Below are 14,571 nucleotides of genomic sequence, written 5' to 3' on the forward strand. Positions count from 1 at the left end.
AATATAAAAACGTAGTTTTTAGGTATTTCTATTTTAAATATTATGAATGAAATGAATAATATTAACCATAACTGTCAATTGTCAACTGGTTTCAAATATAAATATAGCAATAAACTATAAGATTAGTATTATCATTTGATAAATTTGTTATTTTGAATTTGAAACCATATAGAGTACATCAATATTATACAAATAAATTGAACTAATAAATTAAAAGATATATACTTACTATGAAGAAAATATTAATATATGGATTATTTATAGAGTTAAATTAAAAAATTACTTTATAATTTACAGGAGAAGCATATGAAGAATTTAGAAGATTTAAGAGTAGAATTAAATAAAATAGATGGTAAGAGTTATAAATTATATAAAACTTTAGAGGGACAATATAATTTTAAAAACTACATATTAAGTATAGATCATGTTCAAGGTGATCCTTTTGCATCACCTTCAAGAGTTAGAGTAATAGTTAAACAAAATATAGCTAAGATTCCATTAGAGCTTTTTAAAACTAAAGAAAAAAATATAGCACTTTGTGATTATTTAACTAGAGAGTTTTATTACAATATAAATAAATGTGGAGAGAAAATACTTGGTTCAGGAAAGAGCGGATTAATTTCTATAAGTAGGTGTCCACAAGAAATACTTGAAAGAACATCAGTAATTGTAGATGAAGAAAAAATAGAAGCTAGATTTTATATAGGATTTCCTGCAAGGGGTAGAAGTATTTTAGGTAGAGAATTAGAGAAAATATTATATAATGTTTTACCAAGTATAGTTGAAAAAGCATTATTATATAAAAATATAAATCATAAAAGATTATTAGAAACTGTAAATTTAGTTGAAGATCAAGAATACATAAGAAATGAACTTGATAGTAGAGGATTAGTAGCCTTTATAGCCAATGGATCAATACTTCCTAGAGAAAGTGGAGTTTCTAGTAGACCATTAAAAAATGGGAAAGAGTTTATATCACCTAGAGAATTAGAAGTTGAATTTAAAACTAAAAATAATGGAATAATTAAAGGTATGGGTATAAAAAAAGGCATAACTTTAATTGTAGGTGGTGGATATCACGGAAAATCAACATTGTTAAGGGCTTTAGAACTTGGTATATATAATCATATTAAAGGTGATGGTAGGGAATTTGTTATAACAAATAGATCAGCATTAAAAGTAAGAGCGGAAGATGGTAGAGCTATAACTAATACAGATATTTCACTATTTATAAATAATTTACCTAATGGGAAAGATACTATAAAGTTTAATACTGAAAATGCAAGTGGAAGTACATCAGAAGCTGCAAATATAGTTGAAGGAATAGAAAGTAAAGCAGAGGTAATTTTAATAGATGAAGATACTTCAGCTACAAATTTCATGATGAGAGATGATTTAATGCAAAAATTAGTTTCTAAGGAAAAAGAACCAATCACTCCATTTATTGAAATAATGAAACCATTATATACTCAAAAGCAAATTTCAACAATATTAGTAGTGGGAAGTTGTGGAGATTTTTTTGACGTAGCTGACACAGTAATTCAAATGGATAATTACTTAGTAAAAGATGTTACAAAAATAGCAAAAGATCTTAGTAGCGGTGCTATAATTAAAAGAATAAATGATAAAAATTTAAAATTATCATTTGATTTTAAAAGAAGAGTTAAAAAGGGAACTATTGAATATGGACCTAAAGGTGTAAAAGTAAAAACTATAGGACTAGATACAATTGTTTTAAATAGAGAAGAAATAAATTTAAGAGCAGTTGAACAAATAGTTGACAATGAACAATTAAATGCTATAAGCACAATAATGAAGTGGGCAGAAATAAACTTAATGGATAAAAATTTAACCTTTGAAAAAATGGTAGATGAAGTATTATTAGAAATAGATAGAAAAGGTCTTGTTTCATTAGAAAAAATAAAAGGTGGCAGTGGAAGTTTAGCACTTCCAAGAAAGCAAGAAATAATGTCAGCCTATAATAGGTATAGAAAATTAAAAATGCAAAATTAGAAAAGGGATGTTAAATACATGTTTTTTATAGGAATATTTGGTATAGAAAATAAGAATAAAGAAATAAAGACATTATATAATATAAGTTGTAAGAAATGTAATAAAATTATTAGTGGAAAACTTTTAAAGAGTTATAACTTTTTTCATTTCTTTTTTATACCTCTTTTTAAATGGAATGAAAATTACTATATAAGGTGTTATGATTGCAATACTATATATAGCATACCTAAAGAAAAAGGAAAATCTATTGAAAAAGGAGAAAATATAGAAATAACATATTGGGATTTACATGAAGTAAATACTAATGAATATTACTATGAAAATGTATGTAAAAATTGTGGAAGAGATATAAATCCAAATTTTGAATATTGTCCTCATTGTGGAAGTAAGATAAAGAATTAAAGCTAGCAAATTTAAGCTAGCTTTAATTTATAGGATTATTTATTTTCTTTCCAATCTTTAGCATATTCTTCGAATAACTCATTGATTGCTTTTCCTATTAATGTATATTGCTCATCTTTCAAATTAGCAAGTGATACACGTATAGACCACTTAGGACCATTAAAGCCATCACCATTTAGTAACACTATTCCATACCTTCTTGCAAGTTCAAGTAAAAACTTAATAGGACTACGATTGTTCTGCAGATACATTGCAAAATCTTCTCCATAAGCAATTTTTGCCCAAACCAACAAGTCATATTCATTGTAATAAGATGTACTATGTTCATCTTTTTTCTTCATAGGTAAAGTAAGTAATTCATCGTAAACAAGTTTTTTTCGTCTGTAGCAAATGTCTTTGGTTTGCTTTTTATATCTATCATCTTCATCTATTAATGCAAATGCTGAAAAAATAGCCATTTGAACTTGTTGAGGTGTTGAAAGTCCTGCCGTATGATTCAATGCAACTTGTCTGCTGTCTGCAACTATTCTATCAATAAATGGTATGCTTTCTGGATTAGATGTTAATGAACTATATCTAGAAATTAAATCGTCTGTATCACTTTTTGGTAGTTCCTTAATAAGGGTGTTAAATACATTGTTTTTAGCTAAAGCTATAACACCAAGTCTCCAACCTGTAGCACCAAAATATTTAGAAAATGAGTAAATACCTAAAGTGTTATAAGGCATAGTAATCATAAAAGATTTAAAGTTATTAGCAAAAGTTCCATAAACATCATCAGTGACAATCATTAAATTAGGATTATATTCTTTTACAATTGATTTAATATATTCCATAGATTCATCATTTATTGCTACAGAAGGAGGATTACTTGGGTTAACTATACCTAAAAGTTTTATGTTAGGATCCTTAAGTTTATCAAGTTCAGATTTTGGATATTGCCAAGTATGTCTACCATCTTCATTTAATTCAGAAGCATGTATTTCTGTAACGTTAAAGTCATATCTGGATAGTTCTGGAATTTCCAAATAAGGTGTAAATATAGGAACCATCAAAGCAATATGAGATTTTTTTTTGTAATAAATGATTAGCTATAAGTGAATCAAAAGTATAACATACAGCAGCAGTTCCACCTTCAACTGCAAATAAATCATGACTTTGTATACAAGGTATATTCCCACCCATTTCTTTTATTAAATAATCATGAACAACCTTTTCAATTCTCATAAGCATTCTATCAGGTACAGGATAATTGTCTCCTATAATACCATCTACTAATTCAAATACCCAAGAGTCACCTTCAAAGTCATATTTTTTTATACCAAATTCTATAATTTTATCTAAAAGATCTATTCCATGTGCAATTTTATTTTCATTTACAAAGGCTTTAAAACGATTGTAAATTCCAGGTTTTTCAGGCATGCCAGCTAAATCATTATCACACCAGGTTCTTTTGGTTTCAGAAACAGCAAAATGTCCAAGTGTAAAGAAAGCATCTCTTGGAGTAGAAGCTGTCCAGTTAGGATTACCTCTGCCTGCATTCAAAAAAATTTCCACACCTTTTTTTTGAGAGTCTAATGCTAAATCAATTAACTTATCTTTTAGTTCAAAGGGACTTAGGTTTTTAAGTTTTTCAATAAAATCTTCATCATCTTTATAAAGTTTATTCATATAATACACTCCATTTCAAATTTATTAAAAAAAGAATATAAGTATTGAGCCCCAAATAGTAAGCACAATATTACTTACTGCATATGTAACTGTATATCCAAGTACAGGAATATTACTTTTAGATTTTTCACAAATTGCGCCAACAGCTGCAGTTGTTGTCATTGAACCAGCACAAGCACCTAAGATTATTGGAACTTTCCATTTGAATATATATTTTCCAATTAGAATTCCAACAATTATTGGAATGGTTGTGACTACAATTCCTGCAATTAAAAAACTTATTCCAGATGTTTTTATTCCAGATACAAATCCAGGACCAGCATTTATGCCAACAACAGCAACAAAAGCTGTTAAACCTACATTGCTTAGAAACCATGTAGTTCCAATAGGAATATGACCTATTTGTGGACGGCGAGAATGTATAAATCCAAATATAAGTCCCATAATGAGAGCACCACCACTAGTAGATAAATTAATTTTAATGCCTCCTAGCACTAAAGAAGGAATACCAATTAATCCTCCTAGAAGAATTCCTAGACTAACAAATATCATATCTGTTTCTGAAGTATGAAAAATAGGTGTTCCAATTTTATATGATAGATTTTCAATAATATCCTTAGGACCACTTAGAGTTAATATATCTTTATCATAAAAAAGATCTTCACCATTACTATTAAGTTTAGAAATATACACTCCACGAGTTAGTGTAGATTTTTTTATGAAATCTATTGATTTTCCTATAACTTTTTTAGATTTCACATAAACACTTAAATTTTCAGTAGGAAAGTTTAATAAGGATAAATCAAAAATTTCTTTTCCAAGAGAAGATAGTGAAATATTTTTCATGTCATTGCTTTTAAAAGAAAAAACAATTTTATCTCCCAAATTTAAAATTGTATCTTCTTTAGCTGTAAAAATACTATTATTATGCTTTATACGTATTATAAATGAACGTACAGCATTAGTAGACACAGTTTTTTCTATATCTAAAACTGACTTACCAGCAAAGTGTTCATCAATTACAAAAGCTCTATATTCAATGTCTGATATATTAGAATTCAAATTAGATGAAATATCTGGATTTTTAAAATTGCTTTCTATAATTTTACATTCATCTTCTAAATTTACACCTAGAATCTTAGGTGCAATTGTAGAAAGAATAAAAACGGTACCAGCTGTTCCAAATATATAAGTTACAGCATAGCCAACAGGAACAAAATCCATCATGTTTTTTATTTCATTAGAAGGTAAAGATAATTTTGAAATGCTATCTTGGGCAACACCAATTATTGAAGATTGCGTTAATGCACCAGCAGCTAAACCAGTTGCTTGACCAGCATTATAGCCAAGTAGTTTCCCCACAATTACTGTAGATATAAGACCAGAAATACAAACAATTATAGCAAAAATAACTTGAGGAATACCGTCTTTTCTTAAACCTTTAAAAAATTGTGGACCTGAATTATATCCTAAAGTAAATAAAAATAAAAGAAAAAATACTGATTTAACAGTTGGGTTTATGGTTATATTTAATTGACCTATAACAACACCTGTAATTAAAACACCAGTTACTGACCCAATTTTAAATGAACCTATTTTAATTTTTCCAACAGCATAACCAATTGCTAAAGTTAGAAACAGTGCAAGTTCAGGATAAGCTCTTATAGAATTTATAAACCAAGTCATATATTTCACCACTTCTCTCTAATTCATTATAAGTTTAGATTTTCAAGAATTAGTATTTCTTAAATGGTTTAAAAATATTATGATATTAGTAAATATATAAATTGTATAAATTTAAAATTTAATATATTATAATGATAATAGAGTTTAAAAAGGAGAAGATTTATGAAGTTAGCAGAAGCTTTAATTTTACGAAGTGATTTGCAAAAAAGAATTGCAATATTAAAAGATAGACTTATTAGAAATGCAAAGGTACAAGAAGGAGATAATCCAGCTGAAAATCCTCAAAGTTTACTAAATGAGTTAAGTAAAAACTTAAATGAATTAGAAATAATTATAAATAAAATAAATAGAACTAATAGCAATACAATTATAGATAATGAGTTATGTCTTTCAGATTTAATAAATAAAAGAGAATTATTAGGAAAGAAAACTAAAATATTAAGAGATTTAGTAGAAGCAGCTACTATACAATTTGATAGGTATTCACAAAAAGAAGTTAAATTTTATAGTACAGTAAATGTTTCTGAATTACAAAAAGAAATTGATAAAATTTCAAAAGAATATAGAGAGACAGATACAAAACTTCAAGGAATGAATTGGAATATAGATTTAATAGAATAGTATTAAAGTTGGTAGCTTATATTAAAGTGAGTACAAACCTGAATCTAGCAGGAGAAATCTAGAATGATTATATACAGGATAAGCTTTGGAGTAAGCCTAATAATTATAAAGTACACTCAGTAATGTTACAAAGGTACAGAAAGCTTTTAAAAGTGAGTACAATTTACAGGCATTTTGCAATTTACAACCAAGTACTAATTAATTTAAGTGAGGGAGGGAAGAGGGAGCTACTTTAATTATAACTATAATAATCGGAAGATTTGAAAAAAATAAAAAATTAAGTGTAACTCTTCTTTTGCCATTGAACTTAAAGATACAAAAAAAGTTATTGGATTTATGATAAATAAGAAATATTGGAATAATGGTTATGAATTGAAATTATAAGAATATTTTTAAAATATTTATTTCATAAGTTAAATGTAGATTTAGTATGGACTAGTCATTATGATTTTAATTATAAGTCAGCTAAGGTGATTTAAAAAAATAGGTTTAAATACAAATTTAGTAAAGAAAATGTTAAAGAATTATTTTATTTAATAACTAAAGAGGAATATGATTATAATAATATAGGAAAATAAATTATGTATTTAAATCATGAATCAATTATAAATTTTACAATAAGTTTAATTATCAAAAAGGAGCTTAATTATGGAAAATAAAAAACAAAGTATTATTCCTTATGGTGAACTTGGTATTATAGCATTAGAAAGCTGTAGAGAATTAGGTGAAAAAATATGTACTCATATTGCTAACATGAGGTTGGAAAATGCAAATGATGAAAAAATTATAAATGAAAAGGCTAAAACTTTTTTCATTTCAATTGAAGAAATCAGATTTTCCAATGGTGAGGGAAAGGTTAAAATTTCAGAAAGTGTAAGAGGAAAAGACATATATATCCTTGCAGATATAGGAAACTATAGTTGTACTTATAAAATGTTTGGTTTTACAAATCATAAAGGACCAGATGAACATTTTCAAGATATAAAAAGAGTAGTTTCAGCAATTGGTGGAAGAGCTAGAAAAGTTACTGTAATTATGCCAATGCTATATGAGGCTAGACAACATAAAAGAAAAGGAAGAGAATCACTAGATTGTGCAATTGGACTTCAAGAATTAGAAAGACTAGGAGTTGAAGAAATATTAACTTTTGATGTTCATGACCCTACAATACAAAATGCAATACCATTAAGTTCTTTAGTTAACATATATCCTACTTATGAAATTTTAAAAACATTTTTAAAAACAGAAAAGGATGTTCTTGTAGATAAATCTAAGATGATTGTTATAAGTCCTGATACAGGAGCTATGGATAGAGCAGTATATTATTCAAGTGTTTTAGGACTTGATGTTGGATTATTTTATAAGAGAAGAGATCATACCAAAGTAGTTCATGGAAAGAACCCAATTGTTGAACATGAATATATGGGAAGACCAATAGAAAATCAAAATATATTGATTGTAGATGATATGATAGCATCTGGTGAATCAATTTTTGATATTGCTGTAGAATTAAAAAAGAGAAATGCTAAAAATATTTATGTATCAACAACTTTTGCACTTTTTACAGAAGGTGCAGAAAAATTTGAAAAATTTCATAAAGAAGGGATTATAAATAAAGTCTATTCAACTAATTTAACATACATTCCAAAAGAAATTAAAGATAGAGAATGGTTTAAGGAAGTGGATATGTCAGAATTTCTTGCAAGAATTGTAAATCAACTTAATTATGATAAATCTATATCATCACTATTAGATGCAACAGAAAGCATTCAAAAACTATTAAAAAAGATAAATAATAAATAAATAAATAAGTACATCGTTTTATAGGTCAATATTTAAAATGATGTACTTATTTATTTAATTTAGTTTACATAATTATAATTAAGACGTTTAAAATTAACGTAAACTAAAAAAATAATTTGCAAAAAATTAATATAAAAATTAGTAGTAACATAGTGTATAATGTATATTATTAAAAAATAGATAAATAATATTTAATATTTATACATAACAAAAGAAGAAGGTGGCATTTTGAAAAAAGGAAAAATTTTAAGTGTAATATCTATAGTATTAATAACTATATCATTAGTTGGATGTACTGGAAAAAATGAAAAGAAATATAATTATACAGAGATTGAAGCAAATCTTAATAATGGAGATTATAAAATAGAGTATAATAATGATGATAGATTTTTCAAATCAGAAGTTAATCCAACTACAGAAAGTGAAAAAGTAATTTTAGATTTATTCAAAGTAACTATTAGTGATGAATACGATAAGTTTAAGGATTTATATGTTCAAAGTGATCTTTATAAAGACTATCCAAATGTTTATAAAGAAAGTTTTGAAAAAGGAATGTATACTGAAGCAATAGTAGTTCATAACATGAAAATATTGAACAAAGATGAGTATACAAAAGATTCTAAAAGCAAAACTTATTATGCTTACATGGATAAATTAAAAGAATTGAATCCAGCGGAATATCAAATTGTAGAAGTAAAATATACTACAAAACTTACAGAGAAATATGATGAAAAAGCAAAATGGGGTAGTGGTACATGGGTTAGATATTATGTTGTTGTAAAAGAAACTAAAGATGCACCATGGAGAGTTTTTGATATATATGGACATGAATAAAGTTTAAATATATATAAATATCTAGTGATAAAATTTCACTAGATATTTTTTTGTTAATTTTTAGTGTATAATGGAAATAGATTATATATTTTAGATAGACAGTTAGGTGATAGAATGAAGATAGTATGTTCAATAGGCCCAAATGTAAAGACAACCAATGATTTAGATAAGTTTATAGATGCAGGTATGGATTCTATGAGATTAAATTTTTCTCATGCAGATTATAATAAATTTAAAGAACTAATAGAGTATGGAAAAAATTTTTCTAATATTGATATAATACAAGATTTGCAAGGAAATAAACTTAGGGTATCTCCATTATTTAAAGGAGAATTAAAAGTTAGAGAAAAGGAAGAAGTCTACTTTTGTAGTGAAAAATTTTATAAAGAAAACATTAGATTTTCTAATCAATATATATTTATACCAATTGCATTTGAAGGAGAATTTTCATGGATTACTAAATGTAAAAGTATACTTATGAAAGATGCAACAATGCAGTTTAAAGTTATAGGAAAATTAAAAGATAGAGAAGCCATAAAAGCAGAGGTTATTGTTGGTGGAATGATTAGGGGTGAAAAAGGTATTAATGCCCCAGATATGGATAGACAAGCTATGACTTTAACATTAAAGGATAAAAAAGACATAGAGTTTGGACTTCTAAATGGCGTAGATGTTATATGCTTATCTTATACAACTTGCAAAGATAATATAGATGAATTGAAAACGTATATAAAGAAGATAAAAAAGTATAACAAGCAAGTAAAAATTCCTAAAATTTGGGCAAAAGTTGAGTGTAGGGAAGCTATAGAAAACTTTGATGAAATTCTAAAAAGTGTAGATGGTATAATGCTTGGAAGAGGCGACTTAGTTTCAGAAATAGATATTACAGATATACCATATATACAAAATCAAATAATTAAAAAAATGAAATCAAAGAAAAAAGAATTAATAATAGCAACATATGTTATGGATTCTATGAAGAGGTCAATAATACCTCAAATTTCAGAAGTAGATGATTTATACAACTTTATAGAAAATAAAGTGGATAGAGTAATGCTTGCAGGTGAAGTTGGTATAGGAAGAAACCCAATAGAAACTATAGAGGTTACTAAAAAAATTATTAATAAATATGGTCATAATGTATTCTAATGAATAATAAATATAAATTGATATTTATTAGAATTAAATATTAAAATTAGGGGGATATGAGATGGTATTTGAAAAAATTAAAAACAATTATAAGTACAAATTAGAGCAATATGAAGTGATTAATATAATATATATAAAATAAAATTTTGTTAATTATATAATAAATATTAAGGTAGGTATGTATATGTATTGCTCAAAATGTGGGAAAGAAAATAAAAAAGAAAATTTATTTTGTACTCAATGTGGAAATAAACTTTTAACAGAGGAAACAAATAATAATGAACTAGAGAATGAAAATGAATTAAGAACTAATACTTTAAGAAAGAAGAATAAAATATATAACAAAAAAAAGATTGTAATTATAGTTAGTACATTAATAATTATAATCAGTTTTGTATGTGGAATGGTTTACGCTAACAATCCCATTATTTCATTTAAAAATAAAATTGAAAATAATAATTCCAAAGAGGCAAATAAAATTTTTGCAAGTAAGATTAAGGGAAATAAGAAAAATGAAAAAAAGGTTATGGACATATTAGATAGTAATTTTAAAGAGATTGAAAATTTATTTGAAAATGAAAAAATAACTTATGATGAAGCAGAAAAGAAAATGGAAGTAATAAAAAATATAAATAATACAAATAGCATAAGTGTAAACAGTAATATTCCTGTAGCTAAAATTAGTAGGCTTAATAATTCAAGGCAGTCATTTAAAAGAGGAGAAGATTTTATTAAAAAAGGTGATATTCAGAATGGAATAAAAGAGTATAAAAATGTAATAAAAGATGATAAAAATTATGCAAAGGCACAAGAAGAAATAAAGAAATATATAGGACAATATAAACAAGATAGTTTAAAAAGATGTGAAGAATATTTAAATCAAGAAAATTATAAAGAGGCTATAAAAATATTAACAGAGGCTAATGAAATAATAGGGAATGATTCTGAGTTAAATGACAAAATTAATTCATATAAAAAGATTGAGGAGGAAAAAGTTAAGGAAACATCAAAACAAAATCAAGAATTAAGTGTAATTAATTGTTCAGTAGTGCCTGATTACTTTAAAATTGAAGATGAAGCAAAAATTATTTTTAAAAATAATACAAATAAAGTTGTTAAAAATTTTACAGTAGGTATATTAATGTATGATGTTAATGGTTATCCTCTTAATTCTGGTGTTCTTGCTGGTGAAAAACAATTATTTAAAGGAAAAGCTGAATTAGTGAATATACAACCAGGTGGTGAATTTGGTTATAATTCTTCATGGAATTTGCGTACAAATTATGGAACTATAAAAACTGTAATAGCATGTGTAAGAGATGTAGAATATTATGATGGAAGTAAGTGGAATAATGATTATTATACTTATTGGGAAAAAGAATATTTAGGAAAACAATTACAATAACATGTATTATTAAATTTAAAAAAGATAGTATTATAATGAATGATTTTTACAAGAAATTAAATTTTTGAGAAGTATATTTATTGTAATGTTACTTTTATTAGTTTATAAAAATAAATTTTGGAAATGATTAGGCGATTATGAATATATGAAAACTAAAAATTTATGGACTCCAATATTAATTCATATAACAAATAATTCTTTAGTCAGTATATTTAATGGTGGAGAAATGGATGGAGGAGCATTTACTATAGTATCTTTAATAATAAACATAATAATTTCACTTATTATGTTTGGACCATTTATTTTTTCTAAAGAATATAAAGAGAATAATCATACAGAAATAGGTACAACAAACTTATAATATAAAAACTTGCTAAAATGTTATTTTGGCAAGTTTTTTGTATTATGAAGTAAAATTTTTCATATTTATTTATTATAAAGGATTTCTTCTACAGCAAGCTTACTTGATAGCAATACTATAGATATACCTGTACCTGGATGCACAGAGTTACCTACAAAGTATAGATTATTTACTGTAGGTGATTTAACATGAGGCCTAAAAAAATTAGTTTGAGAAAGAGTAGGGCTAAGACCAAAAGCAGTTCCACCATAAGAATTAAATTTAATTAGTAAGTCATTAGGTGTTAAATAATTTTCATATAATATATTTTCTTTAATATCAGAAAGTCCATCTATTTTTGAAAGTTCATTAAATATCCTATTTCTCATTAATTTGATAGTTTTTTCATTCCATTTTATGTTTTTAAATAAAGTGTTAGGTACTCTAACCATAATATTTAAAGATTCCATATGTTCATTTGCCATAGAATTATCAATACTACTTGGGCAATATATGTACATTGAAGGATTTAAAGGAAGTTTTCCAATAAAAGCACATTCTAAATTTTTCTTGAAGTTTTCCCCAATATATAAATTATGAACTTTAAGAGAAGGATATTTTTTCTTAAGACCAATATACATTATAAATGTTGAACAAGAATATTTCATATTGGATATTTTCTTCTCTGTATATTTACCTTTGGAATACCTATCTTTTATTAAGTTACTTACTGCATAAGGGAAATCTGCATCACATATTACTATATCGGATTTTTGAAATCCTAAAGAAGTTTTAACTCCGATAGCTTTCTTATTTTGTATTACAATTTCATTAACCGTAGTATTTGTAATAATTTTTCCACCAAGCTCTACAATTAATTTTTCTAATGCTTTTACATAAGAATACATGCCGCCTTCAATATACCAAAGTCCATAAAGTTGACTTATAGTAGGTATAAGATTATAGATGTTTGGACCTTCAAATGGTGAAATACCAACATAAAATGCTTGAAAGGCTAAAAGATTTCTTAGTTTTTCATTATTTATGTATTTTGAAATATAATCATATGCTGTAGAAAAGGTATTTATTTTAAGTATTTTTTGTAATGAGTTTAAATTTATAAAATCTTTTGTATTACTGAAAGAGTTTTTTAAAAAATTTGTATCAGCTATGATATATTTTTCATAAACCTTAGATAAAAATTTATAATATCCAATAGAATCATGTTTAGATATTCTTTCAAGGCTTTTAGTTAATTTAGGCATATTATTAAATAGGTCAAAGTGACTACCATCACAATAAAAAGCTCTATAAAGTGGATCTAATCTTTTAAGTTTAAAATAATCAATATAGTTTTTACCAGCAAAACTAAAAACTTCTTTATATATTTCAGGAGTCATTAAAATAGATCCAGTTAAGTCGAATTTGAAGTTCTCAGTTTTAATAAAATTAAGTTTGCCTCCAATTGTAGAGTTTTTTTCATATATAGTAACTTTATAGCCCTTACTTAAAAGTTTAGCAGCAGTTGCTAAACCACCTATACCAGCGCCCACAATTATTACAGATTTAGTCAATTCATAACACACCCTTTCATAAAGGTAAAAGATATCAAAAGTCATTAGTCATCTAATGATTATTTATTTTTTACTTTAAATCATAATTTATACTTAAAATCTATAATAAAAACTTGTTTTAACATAAGATATTTTATAAATCTTAACGATTCATTACATTGTATATTAGACTTGCAAAAATAAAATTACCATACTCATTTCTACTTTTTTGTAGTTTAGATTTCAATCTTGTCAATTATTATAGGAATCCAAGTTCAAATTTAAGTTATTCATGTTTCAGTTGAGAATTATAATTAATTTAATTAAAAATGGAAAATTGAAAGTTGAATTGGTTTCAAACATGATAATAGAATAAACTATATAATACCATTTGAGATTAGAAGCCTAATGTATATTAAATTTTTACTAAAAAAAGATGACTTTAATATATAAAATCATCTTAAAATGAACTATTAATTTAAAATTAATATATTTACAGCTAAAAAATAGGTTTAAATTTAAGCTAATTTATTAAGCTTTTGTGTTAGGTGACAATTTATTTTTTCTTTATCATTGCTTTGTATATCAATATAAATGGTTTCTGTGTTAGTATCAAAAATCTTATGCTTTGTCTTAACTGTCAAAGCTAAAGTATAATATTCAATAGTTTTAGAAAAGTATTTTTTAGATTTTTTATCACTCCACTCAAAATTATCAATAGTTTCTATATCATAATTATTGCCGTTTATATAAATAACATTTTCGGTTATTCTATTTGTTGTATTTCTAATGAAAATGACAAATAGAGTTGATAGTAATATAAGTTCTAAAGCAAAATCCGTTTTGGTAGGTGAATCTATATTTGTAATAATAATTAATAAGGCAAATATAGATAAAACAATAATATCAAAAGTTAACATTTTAAAGTTACACAGACCTTTGGATACATAGTTTTTAATATTTTTCGGCAGTGTAAATATTTCAAAAATTAGCAATGCAACAAATAGACCTAATAATAAAATGTTCAAAAAGGAACACCACCTTATAAATTTTATATATTAACTATTATATTCAGAAAAGTAGTAAAATATATT

Annotated in this window: 11 protein-coding genes and 1 pseudogene; 8 read left to right on the forward strand and 4 right to left on the reverse strand. The window is 25.4% G+C overall.

What is annotated here, in order from left to right:
- The first annotated feature begins 306 nt into the window (after positions 1-306).
- Complete coding sequence (locus BN346_RS12005; protein ID WP_040328871.1) at positions 307-2,013, forward strand: ABC-ATPase domain-containing protein; 1,707 nt, start codon at positions 307-309, stop codon at positions 2,011-2,013.
- Between the two features lie 18 nt (positions 2,014-2,031).
- Positions 2,032-2,415, forward strand: coding sequence for a zinc ribbon domain-containing protein (locus tag BN346_RS12010; protein ID WP_040328872.1), 384 nt, complete (start codon positions 2,032-2,034; stop codon positions 2,413-2,415).
- A gap of 35 nt (positions 2,416-2,450) precedes the next feature.
- Here BN346_RS12010 and aspD read toward each other — a convergent pair.
- Positions 2,451-4,086, reverse strand: a pseudogene (gene aspD, locus BN346_RS12015) (aspartate 4-decarboxylase).
- A gap of 24 nt (positions 4,087-4,110) precedes the next feature.
- A complete protein-coding gene (aspT, locus tag BN346_RS12020; protein WP_040328873.1) occupies positions 4,111-5,772 on the reverse strand; it encodes an aspartate-alanine antiporter in 1,662 nt (553 codons plus the stop codon).
- Positions 5,773-5,934: 162 nt separating this feature from the next.
- Here aspT and BN346_RS12025 point away from each other — a divergent pair, with 162 nt between their 5' ends.
- From BN346_RS12025 to BN346_RS12050, 6 genes are all read left to right on the forward strand, one after another.
- Positions 5,935-6,393, forward strand: coding sequence for a DIP1984 family protein (locus BN346_RS12025; RefSeq protein ID WP_040328874.1), 459 nt, complete (start codon positions 5,935-5,937; stop codon positions 6,391-6,393).
- A 648-nt stretch (positions 6,394-7,041) separates the two neighbouring features.
- Positions 7,042-8,196 carry a ribose-phosphate pyrophosphokinase gene (locus BN346_RS12030; RefSeq protein WP_040328875.1) on the forward strand — a complete coding sequence of 385 codons (1,155 nt, stop codon included), beginning with the start codon at positions 7,042-7,044 and terminating at the stop codon, positions 8,194-8,196.
- 228 nt (positions 8,197-8,424) lie between these two features.
- Complete coding sequence (locus BN346_RS12035; RefSeq protein WP_051540357.1) at positions 8,425-9,030, forward strand: DUF4829 domain-containing protein; 606 nt, start codon at positions 8,425-8,427, stop codon at positions 9,028-9,030.
- A 63-nt stretch (positions 9,031-9,093) separates the two neighbouring features.
- Positions 9,094-10,179 (forward strand): pyruvate kinase, encoded by a 1,086-nt coding sequence (locus BN346_RS12040; RefSeq protein ID WP_158644487.1) that lies wholly within the window; start codon positions 9,094-9,096, stop codon positions 10,177-10,179.
- Positions 10,180-10,363: 184 nt separating this feature from the next.
- Positions 10,364-11,584, forward strand: a complete 1,221-nt coding sequence (locus BN346_RS12045; RefSeq protein ID WP_040328877.1) for a DUF5780 domain-containing protein — start codon at positions 10,364-10,366, stop codon at positions 11,582-11,584.
- Between the two features lie 145 nt (positions 11,585-11,729).
- The gene (locus tag BN346_RS12050) at positions 11,730-11,945 is read left to right on the forward strand and encodes a CAAX protease family protein (protein ID WP_040328879.1); all 216 of its coding nucleotides are present in this window, start codon (positions 11,730-11,732) and stop codon (positions 11,943-11,945) included.
- A gap of 65 nt (positions 11,946-12,010) precedes the next feature.
- Here the strand turns inward: BN346_RS12050 and BN346_RS12055 are convergent, their stop codons facing one another.
- Together BN346_RS12055 and BN346_RS12060 are read right to left on the reverse strand one after the other, a co-directional pair.
- Positions 12,011-13,498, reverse strand: coding sequence for a phytoene desaturase family protein (locus BN346_RS12055; protein ID WP_040328881.1), 1,488 nt, complete (start codon positions 13,496-13,498; stop codon positions 12,011-12,013).
- A gap of 497 nt (positions 13,499-13,995) precedes the next feature.
- Positions 13,996-14,505, reverse strand: a complete 510-nt coding sequence (locus BN346_RS12060; protein WP_040328883.1) for a hypothetical protein — start codon at positions 14,503-14,505, stop codon at positions 13,996-13,998.
- Positions 14,506-14,571: the final 66 nt, after the last annotated feature.

Source organism: Clostridium ihumii AP5, from assembly GCF_000612845.1.
Lineage (GTDB): Bacteria > Bacillota > Clostridia > Clostridiales > Clostridiaceae > Clostridium_J > Clostridium_J ihumii.